Raw genomic sequence first — 20,522 nt, forward strand, 5'->3', positions numbered from 1 at the left:
AATTTTAGGTAGCAAAATTCTGTATGTTTTATATTTTTAGATACTTTTGTTGCACAAATCAATTAACTAATTAATTTTTTATAATGAAAAAAATACTTTTTGTACTTACAGCTTCTGCAGCTATCATTTCTTGCAGTAAAGTTAAAGATGGAGAATACCTTATTACTGGTACTGCTACAGGAATTGAAAATGGAAAAACTATTATCTTACAAGGTCAAGATCCTGCTACAAGAATGCCAGTTTCTCTTGATACAGTAAAAGTTGAAAACGGAAAATTTGAAATAAAAGGAAAAGTTACTGAACCAGCTTTCCATACATTAATATTACAAGGTGCAAACGGACCTATCCCGTTCATTTTAGAAACTGGAGAAATTAAAGTTGCTATTGATAAAGATAGTATCCACAAATCTAAAATCTCTGGAACTTACAACAATGATGAGTATGTAACTTTCATGGAAGATATGAATAAAACTCAAAAAAGTTTAATTGATTTCCAGAAAAAGAACAACGATAAAATGAAACAAGCTCAACAAGCACAAGATACAGCAACTATCAATGGCTTGATGAAACAATACATGGAAATTCAGAAAGAAGTACAAGAAGGAAGCAAAAAGAAATATTTAGCTTATGCTGAAAACCATCCAAAATCTTTCATTACAGCTTTAATTATTCAAAGTTTATTGAATGATCCAACTGCTGACATGAAAAAATTAGAAAGCCTTTACAACACTTTGGATGAGTCTTTAAAAAATACTGCTCCAGGAAAAGAAATCAAAACTAGATTTGGTCAAGCAAAAATGCCATCAGTTGGTGCTACAGCTCCAGCGGTAGGCAGCGCTAAATGAAGAGCAGATTTTTCGGCTCCAAATCCAGAAGGAAAAGTAGTTTCGCTTAAAGAAAGTTTAGGAAAAGTAACTATTGTAGATTTTTGGGCTTCATGGTGTGGACCATGCAGACAGGAAAATCCGCATGTTGTGGCTTTATACAAAGAGTTTCATTCTAAAGGATTAAATATTGTTGGAGTATCTTTAGATAAAGATGCAACAAAATGGAAAGAAGCCATCGCAAAAGACGGTTTAACTTGGACTCAGGTTTCGAATCTGAAATTTTGGGAAGAGCCCATTGCAAAACAATATAATGTTGAATCTATTCCAGCTACTTTTATTCTTGATGCATCAGGAAAAGTGGTAGCACAGGATTTAAGAGGCGACGAATTGAAAGCAAAAATCAAAGAATTGCTAGCAAAGTAATCCGCTTTAAAATAATCAAAAAATCTCCCTTGTGGAGATTTTTTTGTTTTTATACCTTTCTAAACTTAAAAATCAAATTTCACTAATATAAAATTGCAAGAAGGTTCGAATGATTATTATAAAGATAGATTAAACTTATTGCTTCTAAAAAATAAAAAAAGCCACTTTAAAAATAATATCAGTAGATTTTTTCATCTCTATTTATTTAAATACATCAATAAAAACAATACTTGACAACTCTATTTAGTGATTAGCTTAACGCAAAGGCCTTAAAATAACTATGCAGATATTCTTACTTTTAGAAAGGAGTTAAAAAAAACTTTAATTTAACTGTTTTTTATTTTATTCAATTCCAGCTAATTAAAAAATAACTTTAAAATAACTTAAAATTAAGTCATTTTTTTGTTTGGAAATGTAGAAAGAGTTCCTATCTTTGCCACCGCTAAGAACAACTAAGCACAACGCTAGAGATTCGGGGAGATACTCAAGCGGCCAACGAGGGCAGACTGTAAATCTGCTGTGAAAACTTCGCAGGTTCGAATCCTGCTCTCCCCACGAAAGTCCTGAAGAAATTCAGGACTTTTTTTTGCATTAAACTGAAAAACCTGCAGATCATTAAAATTTGCAGTTTTTTTGCATTTACGGTATTTTCATTTTTTAAAAGCACACAAAACTTCAGGTGCAGAATTGTGCATCTAGGATTTAAGACATTATAAAAACGTAGCTAGATGCGGGTTTAAACTATATAGTTCGAATCATGCTCTGATCAGACTAACTGAAAACAGTATAGCTACAACTAAAAAACTCCCTAAAAAGGGAGTCCTTTGGCGGCCGGCGGTTGCCTGAAAAGTATATGGTAATTAACTAAATCATTTGGGACAGAACCTCCAGACGAACCCCGCCGGTCCCCTGTATTTTTCTGACTGATTTAAACAGTATCATTACCAGTATAAAGACAAATTTACGGCAATTTAAACAGCCCTTCATTATATAATATTAGAATAACATTACAGGATTTTAAGCTCTCTAGAATTTAAAAAGCAACCACTTAGTTATAAAGAATTCATGTTAAATTTTCTAAATGATTAATGGGTAATCTGTTTTAAAAGTTTTTTACCGCTTTTTATTCAGACGATAAAATAAACAGAAAGCTAGAACCACCTTTTTATTATATAATACTGTGTCCCAATTCTATAAAATAATTTCAGATAGGCTTTTTAATTTTAATCTGAAAAATAACAAGAATATAAAACTTTACAATTATGGAAAACTTAATAAACCAGGAAAACCTTGAAGATCTTAGAGATTTTATTGAAAGTAAGATTGCAGATGTGCCAGGAAGTTATATCCTTATAGGTGCGGTAGGCTCCCTGCTTCTATCTTCTTATCTTACAAATAATGGGCATCCCGATGCGGGCTCTCTCATCGGAAAACTTGCCATACCCATTGCTGGTATAGGATTGGCTAAATACAAGGATGTACTTGCTCAGGCTGCTGAAAGCTTAGCTCAAAAGGCCACTGGTATTGAGACCGAAATCCAGAAGACTTTCGAAACAGCTTAATAGGATTCTTATATCGAATAATCCTCAAGAAATAAAAAGTTCTGCCAGTGCAGAACTTTTTGCTTTATGGTCTGTCTGGCACTTTTTGAAAACCTATCGCTATAACTGTGCACTATTTTCGAAAATCTTCTACTGTACTGGAAATTTATCGTATTTTTATAAACCGCTTATCTTCTATGCACAATGTAGAAAGCTGAAGCGAGATAAAAAGTTAAAATTAATTATAATAAAAAATGCAGAATATAGAAAACAAGGTAGCGTATATAACAGGAGCGACAAAAGGTATCGGTCTGGGAATTGCAGAAGCTTTAGTTCAAAACGGGCTAAAAGTAGCTATTTCAGGCAGAGATACTGAAGCACTTGAAAAAGCGCAACAAACATTAGGAAAACAGAACGTAATTGTCATACAATCTGATGTCAGAAATTTTAATGATGAACTCAAAGCCGTTGAGCAGATTGTATCCAAATTCGGAAAACTTGATATTGTCATTGCCAATGCTGGAGTAGGAAAATTTGCGCCCATAGACGAAATGTCCCTTGAAGACTGGAACACAATGATAGATACCAATCTTACGGGAGCTTTTCATACCCTGAAAGCTACTGTTGCGCAACTTAAAGAAAACAAAGGGTATTATATTTCAATTGCATCGCTGGCTGGAGCGAACTTCTTTGCCAAAGGTGCTGCCTATAATGCCTCAAAATTTGGTTTGGTGGGTTTTACACAAGCTGCCATGCTAGACCTTCGTGATTACGATGTAAAGTGCACAACGATTATGCCTGGATCAGTCACTTCAAACTTTAACGGCCATATTCCAAGTGAAGACGACAAATGGAAAATCCAGCCATCAGATTTAGGACAGATGGTTGCGGATCTCTTAAAAATGAATCCTAATGTACTTCCAAGCAAGATAGAAGTACGTCCTACGAAAACAAAATAGTTTAAATTAAATAGAAAAGTCCTGAATTTCTTCAGGACTTTTCTATTCATTATAAAATAATTATACTTTATATATAATCAAACTCTCTACAACTATAAAAATGATCTTTTTGATGTGATCAATACCGCTGGAATTTATTTACCCTTCTTCTTCCTCCCAAGCCAAATCAACAGCCCCGTAATGGGAAGCGTAAGAGCAAAAAGACAAACCAAGAATGCAAGAATTTTGGTTGGATAACCATAAATGCTTCCGGTATGAATTGGATAAATCAAACGTCTTACTTTATCGCCATTGCTAAATGATTCGTAGGGTCTCGCTTCTACAATTTCGCCTGTATATTTATCAAAATAAGCAAGGCTGGCAATATTTGGTATATCTTTTTCAAGATTCATTTTGATAACCAAAATACTGTTTATAGTGTCCGATGGTATCCTGATTTGAGTGTCTCCCTTGTATTTAAAAACACTGTCTGTCTTAGAGAATATGCTTTGATAGAAAAATGTTTTATCTCCTTCTGGATCAATTTTAGTTGGGTTTTCAACTTTCGCAGATTTTTTATTCGTTGTTCCGTCGGCCAATAAATAAACTCCGTCTTCAACCCAATCGTAGGACCAAGTTAAACCTGTTAGCGAAATAATTAGCAGAACCAAAAAAGTATAAAAACCAAAAGTCGAATGAAAGTCCCAGTTTACTCTTTTAAATGATGCGCCCCATTTTACCGTTAATCTTTGTTTTAGATTTTTAATTTTCTTTGGCCACCATAAAACAAGTCCCGACAAAAGCATAAACACAAAAATAAGACAACTGATTCCTGTGATAGCTTGTCCAAAATCGCCTAAAACTAGATGACGATGCAAATCCAAAACAATAGAAAAAAAACGTCTTTCGGCAGGGATAGAAGCTAGGACTTTACCAGTGTAGGGATCAATAGAAAAAAGCTGTTTTTTCTTGTCCAAATCAGTTGCGGAAATCAGTAAAGTTCTTTCAGCGTCGTGAAAAGAATGAACTCGATCAATTTTTTTAAGGTGAAAATCTTCTTTCACATCAGAAATAATTCCGTCTACTGGCATTTTTTCCTCGCCTATACTAGCAACTTTATAAAACTCGGGATTAAAAAACTCATCCAATTCATCTTCAAAGACTAATATACTTCCTGTAAGGGCAACTATAAAAACAATTAGCCCGGACGCAAGTCCGAGCCAAAGGTGCAATAAGCCAATATTCTTTTTAAGCGTTTTGTTCATTTATTATATTGTTTTCAAATAATGCAAAGCTTCGAAAAATGATCTTTTTTGAAATTTTAAAATTTATAACGCAGGTTTAAACTAGTCGTCATACCGTTACCCATTACATAATCTGCATTTACAGCGCGGTATTGACTTAAAGTTGAATAATAACTGTTGTTTAATAAGTTTTCAACTCCTAAGTTTACCGACCAGTTTTTATTAAATGCATAACTTCCTGCAAAATTAATCAAATTCACTGTCGAAATAGGTCCTTCACTATTATTGTACTTTCCATTCGCGTTTAGTTCAAAACGATCGCGACAGCCCGTATTTACCCAAGACAATTGTAAAAACCAGTCAGAGCCAGGTTTGTAATTAATGAATGCCGTTGCTTTCGGAGGAGCAATACGAGATCCGTTTAAGTACACTTCGCTTCCGTCATCAAATTCTGCTTTTCCATCCACATAAGAATAACTTCCTCCAACATTCAATTTATCAGAGAATCTGTAATCTAATGTTATTTCATATCCTTTAATTTCTTCAGGTTCGCGCTGTGCGACCAAACGGCCGTCAATTTCAATTAAATTAGCACCTAATTTTGAAGTACTAATATAATACGAAGCTGTTAAATTAAAGTTGTAAAACTTACTAGAAAAACCAACTTCATAATTATTAGTAATAATTGGATCTGTAGCTAAACTTGCAATCGTACTTTCTTCTGCACTTCTTAAAATCCTTCCCAATTCATTGATGGCAAATGCTTGAGAAAAACTCACGAACGGATTAAAAATTTCATACTTATTAAAACGAAGACCAGCATTAAACATCGTAGCATTATATGGAATTTTACCTCCTTCTACAAAAATACTTCCTTGATTTCCTGGTCCAGAAGCGATTGTATTATAATCATCAACACGAACTGTTGCATTTTCATATCGCAATCCGCCTTTAAAAATTAAGTTTTCTAAAACATCCACTTTTAATTGTGCATAAGGAGCAATGTTTAACATGTCCATTTTCGGGATATAAACACGTCCGTCTACTAAATCCTGAAAAGTAACATCATTTAAAACGTCAATACCATAAGTAATTTCAGTAGGCATTGAACCAATTTTGAAAGGCGTATTCAAGTTAATTCTTGTTCCATTTTTATTAGAATTAATCATGGTTTGTCCTGGACCGTACCAAGCTGTTCCAGACGGCACATAACGATTCATCGATTGAAAAGAGTTCAAATAAGCCGACACATCCAATTGTGTTGTATTAAATAAATTATTTTTCGAAAAAGTAAACATGAAATTATGGTTGAAAGGCGTTCCTGCACTTTTACCAGGCTCTGTACCTCTCACACCTATTGTCGGAGTCTGACCGTATACTCCCGTTTGGCTAATATATTTAGCATCTTGGGTACTGCTATAGAAATTGTAAACTACGTTAAAACTAGTATGCTCATCCATGTCATATCCTAATTTCACAAAAGCATTAGACTGGGATGAATTTGACAAACCATCTGTCTGCCCTAACGGTTTTCCGTCAGCATCTCTTTGAAGGCCTGTGTAATCAAAAGCTCCTCCAATAACGTAGCTGAACTTATTTTTTCTTCCATTAAAAAATTGCGAAACACGGTAGCCAAAAGTTTCTTTACTATGAATCGGATTAAAAGTAGCACCTACAGTAGTTATCCCTTGAAAACTGTCAACCAGTGGACTCTTTTTTGTAATATAATTGATGATACCTCCTCCAGAACCGTTTCCGTAAATAGAAGTAGCTCCTTTAATAACCTCAATACGTTCAATTGCGTTGGCATCGACCACACGGATATCACGAGCACCATTCATTAAAGGTGTTGACTGTGGAATTCCATCAATTAAAACCAAAACTTGTCGCCCTCTTAAAGTTTGACCTGAGTTGGTTGCTTTATTTGTTGAAACACCAAGACCAGGAATAACATTTCCTAAAATAGAAGATAAATTGGTATTAATACTGCTTTGAACCTGAATTTCTTTTTGGCTCATAATAGTGATCGAAGAAGGAACTGTAGCAATATTTTCTTGCTTTCTTCCTGCTGTAACTACCACTTCATGAAGTTCGTTTTCGCTAACTAAAACAATAGAAATTTCATTTTTTTCGTCCAGATTAGAAAAAACATAAGAAAGCGGCTGATATTCTGGAGAAGAAATTAAAACCGTTTTGTCTTGTATATCTTGAACTGAGATCGAAACCTGACCAGCTTTATTGGTCGGTCCGATAATTTTATTGCCTGAAGAAACTGAGGCGTTTGCAATAAGACTTTTTGATTCGTTTTCAACCTTTAATCGAAGTGTTTGTGCTTGTAAATTGACGGCTAAAAAAAGGAAAATGATTAGGGTAATTAGGCTTTTAAAATTCATTTTTATGGTTTTGAAAAAAATATCGTGGTATTTATTCTTATTTAGATTAATTCTTGACAAAAGTAAACATTCTAAATTGTTTCACAAATAATTAAGATTTTAAAGTATGAAAGAATGTTGAAGATGAAAATGAAATGATCGCGAGCTTGAGAAATTGATCAAATAATTATTTTAAAGATATATAATTCAAAAAAAGAGACTCGAAAGTCTCTTTTTTTTATAACATTAAATACACTATTCTTTATAAAAAACAAATTAAGATTTTTTCAATTTACAATTTATATACATCGAACTTTTGCTAACAATTAGCAAATCCCTGTTTAAGCTGTGCCAATGAAAAGTTATCACTTATCCTCCTTATTTAATCTTGATGTCCATATCCTAGTTCTTCGTTTTTATCCCAAAATAACATAAATAGTTCAGCGGGAGAACCTTTTCTAGTTGTCCAGTCTGCTACTATTTTAATGGCTTCTTCTAAGTCTTCAATGTATGCCATCCTTCCATCACTTCCTCTAATTCCTTTTTCATCTTTCTTAGCACCTCTATTTATAAGTATATTTTTTTCATCGTAAACAATTCTTCTAACATCTTCAAATTCTTTACCTTTTGGCAAAGTATCTTTTAATAGCTTTGTTAGTCCATGATAATATAGTTGAAACTTTTGGACAGGGTCATCAATTCTCTGTCCGAGAAGAAGCTCTGCTTGATTTTCGATTACAAGTTCTGAATCAAGATTAATAAAAAGCTGTTCTCCTTTAACATCTTCGGACTTTTGTAATATTTCTAATCTTTCCAAATCTTCTTGGGAAAGTTTTCGTTCAATCTTATTTTTATCAATATTTTCACTACTCATTTCACTAATCTTATACTGTTAATAATTCTTTAATTTTTAATGCCGTTTCCTTTATTGATTCAATATCCCAATTAGAAACGTTTAGTTTTTTCGTGATACCTTTAATGTTTGGGAAATGCTCCTTAAATGCTCCCCAATAGTCATTTCCCCTTTCAGATTGCCTCCATTGATACTGAGAATATATTATGCAAGGATGAATTTGACATTCTTTTGCAAATTTTTCTACCATAAACTTATTATGAATCATCTTTTCTATGTATCTCATTTTCTCTGATGACAATAAGTATTCTGAAGCAAATTCATTTGCTTTGTCTTCTTGAATTAAAAACAAATCTGGTTCACCAGATAAATGATAATTTGTTTTTCTTATTGTTTCCAAATCAAACAAAACATGATGAAGTTCATGAATAAGAGCAAACCAAATTGTAGAATAATTTTTATTGAAATCCGTGATTACAATACAAGGTTTATCTTTAATTAAAAAAGTTGCACCACGAATTTGTGTCTTAGGCAATGATGGTTGAAAAACTATAGTAACTCCAATATTATACAAAGCTTGAAAAACTGTAAGCAAACCTGTTTCAACATTTTGAGTATAAGGTTTTATTTTAGGAATTAAATCAATAAGATCCTGCCTTTTGTATTCGTTAGGATTATCGATTAATTCAAAATACTTATAGCTAGATTTAATCCAAAAATCTTTCATTTTATCGCTAAATGATTTCTTGGTTCTACTATAAAATGCTTCGTTCAATTCTCTATCGTATTCATAAATACTATTGATATCAAAGAATTTACAAATCCTTTCTTTTAATACTTCCAACGAATCATTTTTATTAATAAATCCCAGACTTATTAACGTTTTAAGATCGAAGAATTTATTTATAAATGTAATATCCATTGAAGATTGAAGTTCTTTTATTTCATCAACAGGTCTATCTTTAAAATGTACAACTAAAGCTTCATTAAAATCTAATTCTAAAAATTCAGCAAGTTTTATGAGTTTAATAATATCAGTTTGTTTAGAAGTTTTATCAAGAATAGCATCTAAACTTCTTCTCTCCATTCCTGATAGCTTTTCAAATTGAGTTTTAGTCAATCCAGAATTATCAAGCTTCTCTTTAAACAAATCTTCAAGAGATGGACCAGCGTATTGAAAACTTTTATTTAAAATATCGTCTATCATATTATTTAAAAGGTAAATATACCGCAAATATAAACAAAAAATAGCATTTACAGACAAATAAAGGTAAATTTACCTTTATTTAATCAATTGTCTTTTTTCCATAATTATAATAATTAGCTCAATACTTGAATGTTTCTAGCGATCTTCTATAAAATTTTCTCTAACAAATAAATAACAGTACTGCGTAAAAAAATCATAGGTTTATACAAACAAAAAAAGAGACATCAAATTTTATCTGATGCCTCTCTTCAATTCAGTCTCCAAAATTAATCTTGACCAAAAACTTTTCCTAAATGTTCTTCCATAACAAAATACGGATCATCGGTATGCGTCATTGATCTTATATGAATTAAACTCGTTTTACTCATCATTCTGAGCATCTGTCTTCTTTCGCACTGCACAATTTTACCATTTTCCTCCCTCTGTCCCGCTATAAAAGCACTTCTTCCGTGAGCACATAAATGATTATTGACAAATATAACGTCTCCTGAATCTGGTATATAATCGCTGTTTATAAGTTCTTTAGCTTCATTCCAAAATTCAGTTAAATTGTAAAGTGCTTCAGGCGTTTGTCCCGCTTTTTCGTTGAAAATCTGCTCTGCCGCATCGAATCGGATAAAAGGCAATTCTTTGTTTCCATATAAAACAGAAGCCAACGGGCCATTATTAGTTTCTTCATCATAGTTGGCATCCTTCGGACATTGATAAATAGGCTGAAAAAGCTTTTCCATTATGTTGTTAACTTTTCCGTGTGATCGTACAGAGTATAATGTGGAAGGAACACGTTCTTCATTTCGCAAATAAAGAAAACTTAAAAAGTCGGCCTGATGAAGAAGAAACGCATCTTCGGTATGCACATACAAATTGGTTTTAGAACCTGACCCTGTTTGCGTTGCCGCCATTTTTTCGTCGGGAATAACCGCATGAAGAATTCCTCCTCCTTTTCGTTGCGCATAATATTGGACAGGTTTTGAAGGAACCGCTCCGTGCAGCAAGGAACAAATAAAACCGTATTTATTGAGTTTCGAATAATCTGCACTCTGCCAGTTAGCAGGAGTAGGTCCCAGATGATCTTGGTCTACTTCTAGAAGGCCTCTAAAAACAATAGCACCATATTGATCTGCTGAAAAATCTGTTCCAAAACGGCTTAAGATTCTGGCTATTCGTTCTGGAAGAAGCTGGAAAGAATGTAGATGAAGCGCCGCTATATAATCTGGGTTTTCATAGCTCTTAAATGCTTTCTCGAGCAAAGTGCCAACATTGGATAAAATATTTCTTTCCTGGGGCGTAACCTCCACTATTAGCGGGCTTGTAGGAATTTGATAAACATAATTTTCTTTTACTGGTATTTCATCTTCAATTAATGACTGTGATTTCATTTTATTAGTTTATTTAATAGTTAATAAAAATTGAGGCAAGCATAAAACACAAACTACTGAAATCAAACATTATATAAATAAAGCATCGTTCAAATACACTTTTAAAATGTACAGAATTTCGTATTTATTTTTTACTGTTTTATTTTTTTTATAAAGATTAATTTCTACATTTGCTTCTACTGTTTTTATTCATTCTAAATAAAATCTACTTACAAATATATTTGTTTTAAAATTTAAAAAAAGAATTTTCTTAAAAAATTTATTAAAAAAATATGAATAATACCACGAAACCCAATGAAATCAATACCTCAGATTTTATGCCCCGGAAAAAAAAGATTTCAAAGATCATTCGGACCAGACGAAGTATTTATGCAGATGAATTTGTAAAGCGAAATATACCAGAAGAACTATTAAATGAAATTTTGACAAACGCAACCTACGCTCCTACCCATAAAATGACGGAGCCATGGAGGTTTATTGTTTTTAAAGATCATTATTTGGAACAACTCGGATCTTTTCTGGCTGAATATTACAAAGACTTTTATTTTGAAAAGTTTTCTCCTGAAGAAGCATTTGAAAAGTACAATCTGCTAAAAAAATATCCTCTTAATTCGGCCTGTGTTATTGGAGTCGTGATGGTTCTCAATCGCAAAATTAACCTTCCAGAATGGGAAGAAGTTGCCGCCGTATCCTCTGCTGTTCAAAACATGGCACTCACCTGCACTGCCCATAATATCGGGAGCTACTGGAGTACTTCTGCCGGTGCAATTGATTATGTAAATCAATTTGGTCTGGCTGAAAATGAAAAATCTTTGGGCTTAATTTATGTTGGGTATTATCCAGATGATCTTGAACCGTCCAAAAAAAAGAGAACGCCTATTTCTAGTAAAGTAACTTATTTCCAATAAACTCAATTCTAAAAATTAATCATTATGCAAAACCTATTAGACAATGCCCCAGATGTCTTAGTAAAAAATTCTATAGACCCATTTTATCAGGATATTTTTCATGAAAATTCAGGCGAAGAATATAACAATGCAATAGCCTTAGTACAAAAACGTGTAGGCAGTTTTCTTGAAAATACTAAAATTCCGTTTAGCGGCATTAAACCTGAGGAAATTAAAAGCAAAGTAGAAGCTGTAAACTTAGATCAGCCTGTCACAGATTATGAAACACTTTGGGATGAGATCGATGAAATTTACGTAAATCATGCTACTGCTTATCATTTACCAGAATATATCGCCCATTTAAATTGCCCCGTTGTAATTCCAGCTTTAGCTGCCGATGTGTTGATTAGCGCAATCAATTCCTCGCAGGATACTTACGATCAAAGTGCTGGAGGAACATTTATAGAAAGAAAATTGATTGCCTGGACGGGTGAACAAATTGGATACACTGCAGATTGCGACGGAATTTTTACAGGCGGTGGCTCACAAAGTAACCTTATGGGATTGCTTCTAGCAAGAGATTATTTTGCTTTGAAATACTTAAACTGGAATATCAAATTAAATGGATGTCCACCAGACTCTAGTAAATTCAGAATTTTTGTTTCAGAGAAATCGCATTTCAGCAACCAGAAAAACGCTTCTATTTTGGGGCTTGGCGAACAGTCTATTGTTCAGGTTGTTACCGACAGCCGTTATAGAATGAATGCCGAAAAATTAAAACAAGCCATTATTGAAGAAAAACAAAAAGGCAACATTCCGATTGCAATTGTGGCTACAGCGGGTACAACAGATTTCGGTAATATCGATCCATTAGCTGAAATTTCAGTTCTGGCAAAAGAACACGAATTATGGATGCATGTTGACGCTGCTTATGGCTGTGGTTTATTGCTAACAGATAAACACAAATATCTGCTAAACGGTATCGAACAAGCTGATTCTGTTACGATAGATTACCATAAATCGTTTTTTCAGCCTATTTGCAGCAGCGCTTTTATGGTAAGAAACAAACAGCATCTTCACATTATAAAACATCACGCCGATTATTTAAATCCGAAAGAACAGGATTATGATGAACTTCCTGCTCAAATCAACAAATCTTTGGTACAAAGCACACGCCGTTTTGATGCTTTAAAATTGTGGTGCACATTGCGTTATATGGGCAGAACCAAACTTGGCGATTATACAAACACTATAATTGAAACTACGAAACAAACAGCTGAAATTTTAGAAAACGACAACGATTTTGAACTTCTAACAGATTCAGATTTAAGCGTTTTGGTTTTTAGATATAAACTAGACGGCTGGCCTGGAGATACTTGTAAAATGAACTTACACATCAAAAAGAAAATGTTTTTTAATGGTGAAGTTTTAGTCGCAAGCACAAAAGTAGACGGCATTTTTTACTTGAAGTTCACCATTTTGAATCCATTAACTACAGTAGATCACATTAATAATATCCTTTCAATCATAAAAAAACACGGAAATGAATACATCTTCTCCTAAAGAAATCGCTCAAGAAGCAGTCGATATTACGTTTACTATTTTATTGAACTGTTGCGTGCGCGAACTGGGCAACAGCAGTTTTTATGAAGGGGTTCCTAAATACGATCCTGTACTAAGATCTTACATGTCAAAATATAATCATGAACTTCATCTAAAACTGGATTTTCCTGTAGATAAAGTCGAAGTCTACGCTCCTATACGCTACAGATCTGAAACCTTCAGACATCTGTATAATTTTCCAGTAATGGAACGTGATCTTACGACAGAAACCATAAAAGAAATAGATGCTAATCGTCTTTTAGAATTAATTACCAATCAGGTAAGACAGCAGTATCCGCTAGCAGATTCTAAAAATGTAAAAAAGAGAATGCAACTGAGCACCGAAAAAATAGCGCAGTTTTTAGAACATTTTCAAACTTCGGGTCAAGAGTTCAATAAAGCCGAAATGACTTTTATTGAAGCCGAACAATTATTTCCTGCTGGACATTTACTGCATCCCCTAACGAAAGGACGTGAAGGATTTACAGAATCTGAAGTTTTAAAATATGCTCCAGAAACAGGCGGTTATTTTCAGTTGTATTATTTTTTAGTGCATCCTGATTTGGTTACCGAAAAATCTGTAGATAACGTTTTACCTTCAGATTTTGCTAAAGATGAGGTTTTGAAAGCAAGCAAAGGAGATCAAAAAACACAGGATTTATTGCAAAAACATTCAGATTGGAAAGTAATTCCAGTTCACCCGTGGGAAGCTTCATATTTTAAAACTCAGACTGTATTTGAGACGCTTACAAAAGAAAATCTCATTATTGATTTGGGTGAATTCGGAAAGGAATTTACAGCAACTTCATCGGTAAGAACGGTATACAATAATGAAAGTGATTATATGTATAAATTTTCGCTTCATGTAAAAATTACGGGAGCAGAACGCATTAATCATTTTCATGAATTGTACAGAGGTTATGAGGTTTCAAGGCTGATGCAAACCGCTTGGGGAAATAACGTAAAGAAAACCTATCCTGATATTGAATTGATCTGCGATCCTGGCTTTATAGCAGTTTCCTATAACGGAAATGTACTGGACATTTTTTCTACAAGCGTAAGATACAATCCGTTTAAAAATACTTTAGACAAAAAAGAAAAAAACGTTTGTTTATTAGCTTCTTTATGTCAGGACAGCATTTTGGGAAATCCTTCAAGAATGCAGAATGTGATTAAAAAAGCGTCACAGCAAACGGGATTATCTCTGGAAAAAACCAGTGAGATTTGGTTCAAAAAGTATATCGATATCATCCTTACAGGTGTAGTAAAAATGTTTAACGAGCAGGGAATGTTCTGCGAGTGGCATCAGCAAAATACATTGGTACAGCTGGATGCAGCGTTTATGCCTGAAAAACTGTTTTTCCGTGATAATCAAAGCTTTTTATTTAGAAAATCTTTTGAAGAACAGTTAGACAAAATTGTACCAGGCTTATCTGAAAACGGAAAAATGTTTATTCCAGACGATCGTTTGTATAATCTAATACTCCACTATTTCTGGGTAGGAAATATTTTGGCAGTGGTAAATACTTTTGGCGCTAGCGGACTTGCTGACGAAAAAAATCTTTTAAATATACTTTACGACAAATTAGAAGATTTACAAAAAGAAGACGAAAGTGGTTTAGTAACGTTTATTCTCGAAAGCAGACATTGGAAAGTAAAAGGCAATTTACTTACGGCTCTAAATGATATTGACTGCGGTGGAAATCCAGCTGGCGTGACCCGCATCAATTTCCCGAATGTTTTGCACAAACGCTTTTTCTCTGAACAATTGATCAATCCAAAAGGAAAGGAATTGGTGTATAATCGCTATTTCCCAAAAGAAGACGTAACGATCAGTTTACGTCCTGTTGATTTGGAAAATGATTTGGAAATGATGCACGAATGGTTTCATCGTGACCACGCCAAAGCCAACTGGAAAATGGACTGGCCGCTACGCGAACTTGAAACGTATTATAGAACCCTGCTTCCGAGTGACGGTTTGTACAGCTACATAGGAATGGCAAATGGCGAACCAACTTTTAATATCGAAGTGTATTGGCCAACCCGCGATGTATTGGGCGATTATTACGAAGTGCTGCCAACGGATTATGGAACGCATCAATTTATTGCGCCGACAGATCCGAAGCTAAAATTTGTTTCACCATCGACACAATGCATGATCGATTATGTATTTGCGCAGCCTGAAGTGGGCAGAATGGTTGGCGAAGGTTCTGTAGATTCGAGAGCTTCGATGATGAACAAAGCTTTTCATGGCTTTAAAATCGACAAAGTCATCGAAATGCCACATAAAACATCCAATCTTAATTTCTGCTATCGCGAATGGTATTGGGAGAAATTCCCTCAAAACAAAGACATTGTAATCAACTCTGAAACAGAGCATAATCTTATAAACCAATAATATGGAAGATCGTAAAATATATTCACTAATCGGAATCGGAATCGGACCTTTCAATTTAGGTTTAGCCGCTTTGCTAGAACCCGTTGAAGATGTTTCATCACTTTTCTTTGACCAAAAAGAACAATTTAACTGGCATCCGGGTTTGCTTTTTGACCATGTTACACTGCAGACGCCATTTTTATGCGACTGCGTTTCAATGGCTGATCCAACAAGCAAGTTTAGTTTTTTAAATTTTCTTAAAAAGACAGATCGTTTGTATAAATTCTTTATCCGAGAAAACTTCTTTGTCCTTCGCAAAGAATATAATATGTACTGTCAATGGGTAATTAAACAATTGAATAATTGCCGTTTTTCATCTAGCGTAAAAGAGATTTATTATAAAGATGGACTTTACGAATTGCATGTTTTTCATAAAGATGAAAATCAAACCAAAGTTTACTATTGCGAAAAATTAGTGTTAGGAACTGGTACTGTGCCAATACTTCCTGAGTTTGTCGATTTGCAAGAGATGGAAAAAGTCTGCCATACATCTAGCTATCTTTTTAATAAAGAAGAAATTCTGGAACAAGATACTGTTACCGTAATTGGTTCGGGCCAGAGTGCTGCCGAAGTATTTTTTGATCTGCTTCAAAACAGACGTAAAAACCTAAAACTGAATTGGTATTCGCGCCCCGACCGCTTTTTTGCAATGGAATATTCTAAGCTTGTTTTAGAACATACCTCGCCAGATTACATCGATTATTTTCATCAAATGCCAGCTTCGACTCGTAAGGTTATGCTCGATCGTCAGAAATCACAATTTAAAGGAGTCAACTTTGATTTGCTCAACGAGATTTACGATCACATGTATGCGCTTAGCGTAGACAACGACGACATTGGCGTAAAAATCAGGCCTAATATTCAATTGGATGATATAACCGTAGGGCTTCATGGCAATTATGAATTGCATCTGGAGCAGATCGAACAGCAGAAAAAATTTACTGATTCTACCGACTATGTAATCTTAGGAACTGGATATCATTATCAAGAACCTCAATTTCTGAAAGATATCCAACACCGAATTAGCAGAACTTCGACTGGCAGTTATGATGTTAAGAGAAACTACACTATCGATAACAATGGCAGCGAAATTTTTGTACAAAACGCAGAAATTCATACGCACAGCTACATTTCATCAGATCTAGGAATGGGTGCTTATCGCAATTCTTATATCATTAACGAAGTCGCTAAACGTGAGGTCTATAAATTAGAAAAGAGAATTGCTTTTCAGGATTTTGATCTCTCACATATTTCCACGGAAAAAGCGGCAGAAATTAGTCTTTAATACATCAAAAATGAATCTAGAAATAATACCACACTTCGAAGTTTTTACCGCTCCCGTTTGGGAAAAGGTAAATCTTAATTTGCTAGCCAAAAGTTTAGCAGAATTAATGCATGAAGATGTTGCTAAACCTGTGATTACAGACAGTGAAAAAGATGGTCTTAAACATTTTAAACTGACCACCGATCGTCCAGAGGTTTACTACACTTTTTCGGCTTACCCTAGACTTTTGGAATATTGGCATATTGAGAAAGAAAGTATCCAGAGATGGGAAAATAATATAGCCGCTTCCGCGAAAGATATACTTTCGTTTTTTATGGAATTGCAGCAAACCTTTGGCATCGACTCTTTTACATTGGCAAAATACACCGAAGAACTTCTCAATACCTTATATGCAGATGCGCATTTGTACACAAGAGAAAAACTGAGCGCGGCTGAGTTGACAAAAGCTGATTATCAAACTATCGAACATCAAATGGAAGGTCATCCGTGGGTTATTGCCAATAAAGGACGTGTTGGTTTCAACAATACGGATTATCACAATTATGCTCCCGAAGCTAATAAGAATACCGTTTTGTACTGGCTTGCTGCGCATAAGAAAAGAGCTTTATTTAATTCCTTAGAAACTATTCATTTTGATGATTTTTATGCCGAAGAATTAGGCGCGGAAGTTTATAAAGGATTTCAGGAAAAACTTCGTAATATGAAACTTACGGTTGAAGATTACGTTTTTATTCCCGTACATCCGTGGCAGCTGAACAATAAAATTTTACTGCAGTTTCATCAGGATTTGGCCAATCAATTTTTAGTGATTTTGGGCAAAAGTGACGATGTATATTCGCCTCAGCAAAGCATTCGAACTTTCTTTAATTTAAGTCACCCGTCAAAACATTATGTAAAAACGGCGATCTCTATTTTGAGTACAGGAAACATCCGCGGACTTTCTCCAAAACAAATGGATATTGCGCCAAGAGTTACCAAATGGGTAAAAGATATGCTCGAAAAAGATCCTTATTTTGAGGAAAAAGAAGTAGTTCTTTTAGGCGAAGTGGCTACAGTTTCGTATCGTCATCCGCAGTACAATGCCATAGCTGACAGTCCGTATCATTATCGTGAAATGTTGGGTGCTTTATGGAGAGAAAGTGCCGAGAAATACCGCAAGCCCGAAGAAAATTTAATGACGATGGCCTCTTTATTATATATTGATAATAACAATCGTCCTTTTCTGCAGGAATTGATAAATGTTTCGGGTTTAAGCATTCAAAACTGGCTGGAACAGTATTTAGAAGCCTATTTAAAACCTTTGCTTCATATTTATTATCAGCATTCTTTATGCGTGACACCTCATGGCGAGAATATCATTTTAGTTATGAAAAATGGTGTTCCGCAACGCATCATTATCAAAGATTTTGTCGATGATATTGTGTTGACAGAAGAAGCCAAATCAAAATTACCAGACGATCTTAAAGACGGTCTGATTCAATCTTCTAATAAAGAAAATACGCCTTTGTTTATTTTGATTGGTGTTTTTGATGCCTTTTTTAGATACTTGTCTGATATTCTGCATACGCATATGGATTATGACGAACATTTGTTTTGGAAAACCGTAATCGGATCAATTGAAGAATATCAGCTGGATAATCCGCATTTGATAGATCGTTTTGAAAAGTACAATCTTTTTGAACCTGAATTTAAGCGCTTTTATATCAATAGTTTGAAACTGTTGAATAATGGTTATGCGGAACAAACTGGTTTTGCTGTGCCGAAAAAAGGAAGCAAACTTCCTAATCCGCTTTATGTCATCAGGCAGTACGAAAGGAACGAGTTTACAGAGATTGGAACTGAAACAATACAACACCAATCATGAAGGCAGCTGTATTGAGACTTCAATCTTATACCGATTTGTTTGTTACGGCGGTATTAGGCAGAGAGAAAAAATTCACTTCAGGCAGTATAAATCGGGCAATTGTTTTGCTGGCTGTTCCTATGGTTTTAGAACTGGTAATGGAATCTGTTTTTGTTTGTGCCAGCTTGTTTTTTGTGAGCAAATTGGGCGCTGCAGCAGTTTCTATTGTAGGCTCAACAGAATCGGTTATCAGTTTTTCGTATTCGGTTTCCATTGGTTTGAGCATTGCAGCTTCGACTTTGATTGCGCGGCGTGTTGGCGAACAGAATTTTAAGAAGGCTAGTGTTACAGCGGGACAGGTCATCAACATCAGCGTAATCTGCGGTATTCTAATCAGCATCATCTGTTTTATATGGAGCGATGAAATATTGGGACTAATGGGACTTTCTCCAGCGAGTATAAAACAGGGAAGTTTATATGCAAAAGTAATGTTTGCCAGTTGCGGTTTTATCATTATCCGCATTGCCTTAAACGGAATTCTGCGCGGCGCGGGTTATGCTTCTATGGCGATGCGTACGCTATGGCTTTCGAATATATTAAATATTCTTTTGTGCCCGCTCCTTATTTTTGGATGGGGGCCAATACCCGCCTACGGATTATTGGGAGTTGGTATCGCTACAGCCGTAGCCCGTTTTGTCGGAGTTGGTTATCAGGCATTTCATTTGATTAAAGGTTCAACCATTCTTCAAATTGGAAAACAGCAATTGGCACTACAACGCGAAACTTTTCAAAAAGTAGTTAGGCTTGCTTTTGGCGGTATGCTACAGTATTTAATTCCTGCATCGAGTTGGCTGTTTATGATTAAAATCGTTTCTCATTTTGGAGGAAACGCTCTCGCAGGTTATATCATAGCACAGCGCGTGGCATCGATTGTCACTACACCTGCTTGGGGAATAGGAAATGCGGCAGGAATATTAACCGGACAAAATCTCGGAGCACAACAGCCAGAAAGAGCCGAAAAATCGGTTTGGCGGGCAGGAATGATTAATATGTGCTTTTTGATTTCGGTAGCTATCCTATGGATTTTTATCGCAGATCCTGTTGTCAGAATCTTTTCAGACGTGCCCGAAGTTATTGATCACAGCACGACTTACATTCATATTATTTCTATTGCCTATGTATTATTAGGTTATACAATGGTTATTTCCAGAGCGCTTAATGCGGCGGGAAAAGTTATGATTGTGACACTGCTTTACATTCTCATGTTTTACGTGATCCAGATACCGCTTTCGTTTGTGTTTGGAGTCGCATTGAATTTCGGTCCAAAAGGGATTTTTGCTGCGATATTACTTTCAGAGCTTGTATTGGCTTTTGGCTGTATCACGATATTCAGAACAGGAAAATGGAAGCTGGCTAAAGTTTAAGAATAAATAGTATAATTTTTTAAACACATAGTCCCGATAGCTATCGGGAATAGGTTTTTGAGTTTGAAAGATGAGTAAGTAACCACAAAGTTTGTCATCTCGACGAAGGAGAGATCACACTAGTATTTCCACCCAGATATTCGGCAATCTTTGTCGAGTTTCTTACGAAGATTTGCTTCGCCTGTTCGCTATCGCTCGGGTCTCGTGCCTCGAGATGACAAAAAAGCCGAAAACATTCTTATGAAACTGAATGTCCTAGC

14 protein-coding genes, 1 tRNA gene and 1 pseudogene are annotated in these 20,522 nt (G+C 34.8%); 11 read left to right on the forward strand and 5 right to left on the reverse strand.

Annotated features, from left to right (window positions below):
- The first annotated feature begins 83 nt into the window (after positions 1-83).
- From AC3E9W_RS19120 to AC3E9W_RS19140, 5 genes and pseudogenes are all read left to right on the forward strand, one after another.
- Positions 84-845 (forward strand): DUF4369 domain-containing protein, encoded by a 762-nt coding sequence (locus tag AC3E9W_RS19120; RefSeq protein WP_306157047.1) that lies wholly within the window; start codon positions 84-86, stop codon positions 843-845.
- Between the two features lie 18 nt (positions 846-863).
- Positions 864-1,250 (forward strand): annotated as a pseudogene (locus tag AC3E9W_RS19125) (TlpA family protein disulfide reductase); the annotation flags it as partial.
- A gap of 474 nt (positions 1,251-1,724) precedes the next feature.
- Positions 1,725-1,805: transfer RNA gene (locus AC3E9W_RS19130), tRNA-Tyr, on the forward strand.
- Between the two features lie 707 nt (positions 1,806-2,512).
- Entirely contained in the window at positions 2,513-2,812 is a 300-nt protein-coding gene (locus AC3E9W_RS19135; RefSeq protein WP_488769617.1) for a hypothetical protein, read from the forward strand.
- Between the two features lie 233 nt (positions 2,813-3,045).
- Positions 3,046-3,750 carry an SDR family oxidoreductase gene (locus AC3E9W_RS19140; RefSeq protein WP_488769619.1) on the forward strand — a complete coding sequence of 235 codons (705 nt, stop codon included), beginning with the start codon at positions 3,046-3,048 and terminating at the stop codon, positions 3,748-3,750.
- Positions 3,751-3,884: 134 nt separating this feature from the next.
- On the opposite strand, the gene AC3E9W_RS19145 is transcribed toward AC3E9W_RS19140, so the two are convergent.
- The 5 genes from AC3E9W_RS19145 to AC3E9W_RS19165 form a co-directional block, all read right to left on the reverse strand.
- Positions 3,885-4,994 carry a PepSY-associated TM helix domain-containing protein gene (locus AC3E9W_RS19145; RefSeq protein ID WP_488769620.1) on the reverse strand — a complete coding sequence of 370 codons (1,110 nt, stop codon included), beginning with the start codon at positions 4,992-4,994 and terminating at the stop codon, positions 3,885-3,887.
- Positions 4,995-5,050: 56 nt separating this feature from the next.
- A complete protein-coding gene (locus tag AC3E9W_RS19150) occupies positions 5,051-7,366 on the reverse strand; it encodes a TonB-dependent receptor (protein ID WP_488769621.1) in 2,316 nt (771 codons plus the stop codon).
- Positions 7,367-7,727: 361 nt separating this feature from the next.
- The gene (locus tag AC3E9W_RS19155; protein ID WP_488769622.1) at positions 7,728-8,219 is read right to left on the reverse strand and encodes a hypothetical protein; all 492 of its coding nucleotides are present in this window, start codon (positions 8,217-8,219) and stop codon (positions 7,728-7,730) included.
- Between the two features lie 10 nt (positions 8,220-8,229).
- The gene (locus AC3E9W_RS19160; protein WP_488769623.1) at positions 8,230-9,405 is read right to left on the reverse strand and encodes an ImmA/IrrE family metallo-endopeptidase; all 1,176 of its coding nucleotides are present in this window, start codon (positions 9,403-9,405) and stop codon (positions 8,230-8,232) included.
- A 266-nt stretch (positions 9,406-9,671) separates the two neighbouring features.
- Entirely contained in the window at positions 9,672-10,784 is a 1,113-nt protein-coding gene (locus AC3E9W_RS19165) for a Fe(II)-2OG oxygenase family protein (protein ID WP_488769624.1), read from the reverse strand.
- 272 nt (positions 10,785-11,056) lie between these two features.
- Between AC3E9W_RS19165 and AC3E9W_RS19170 the strand changes: the two genes are divergently transcribed.
- The 6 genes from AC3E9W_RS19170 to AC3E9W_RS19195 are packed head-to-tail and all read left to right on the forward strand — an operon-like array spanning position 11,057 to position 20,262.
- Positions 11,057-11,692, forward strand: a complete 636-nt coding sequence (locus AC3E9W_RS19170) for a nitroreductase family protein (RefSeq protein ID WP_488769625.1) — start codon at positions 11,057-11,059, stop codon at positions 11,690-11,692.
- A gap of 24 nt (positions 11,693-11,716) precedes the next feature.
- Positions 11,717-13,234, forward strand: coding sequence for a pyridoxal phosphate-dependent decarboxylase family protein (locus tag AC3E9W_RS19175; RefSeq protein ID WP_488769626.1), 1,518 nt, complete (start codon positions 11,717-11,719; stop codon positions 13,232-13,234).
- Positions 13,215-15,671 carry a GNAT family N-acetyltransferase gene (locus AC3E9W_RS19180; protein ID WP_488769627.1) on the forward strand — a complete coding sequence of 819 codons (2,457 nt, stop codon included), beginning with the start codon at positions 13,215-13,217 and terminating at the stop codon, positions 15,669-15,671. Before AC3E9W_RS19175 ends, AC3E9W_RS19180 begins: the two co-directional genes overlap by 20 nt.
- Position 15,672: 1 nt before the next feature.
- Positions 15,673-16,995, forward strand: coding sequence for a lysine N(6)-hydroxylase/L-ornithine N(5)-oxygenase family protein (locus tag AC3E9W_RS19185; RefSeq protein ID WP_488769628.1), 1,323 nt, complete (start codon positions 15,673-15,675; stop codon positions 16,993-16,995).
- A gap of 10 nt (positions 16,996-17,005) precedes the next feature.
- The gene (locus AC3E9W_RS19190) at positions 17,006-18,859 is read left to right on the forward strand and encodes an IucA/IucC family protein (protein ID WP_488769629.1); all 1,854 of its coding nucleotides are present in this window, start codon (positions 17,006-17,008) and stop codon (positions 18,857-18,859) included.
- Positions 18,856-20,262, forward strand: coding sequence for an MATE family efflux transporter (locus tag AC3E9W_RS19195; protein WP_488769630.1), 1,407 nt, complete (start codon positions 18,856-18,858; stop codon positions 20,260-20,262). Before AC3E9W_RS19190 ends, AC3E9W_RS19195 begins: the two co-directional genes overlap by 4 nt.
- Positions 20,263-20,522 lie beyond the last annotated feature (260 nt).

This window comes from Flavobacterium sp. 38 (genome assembly GCF_057799715.1).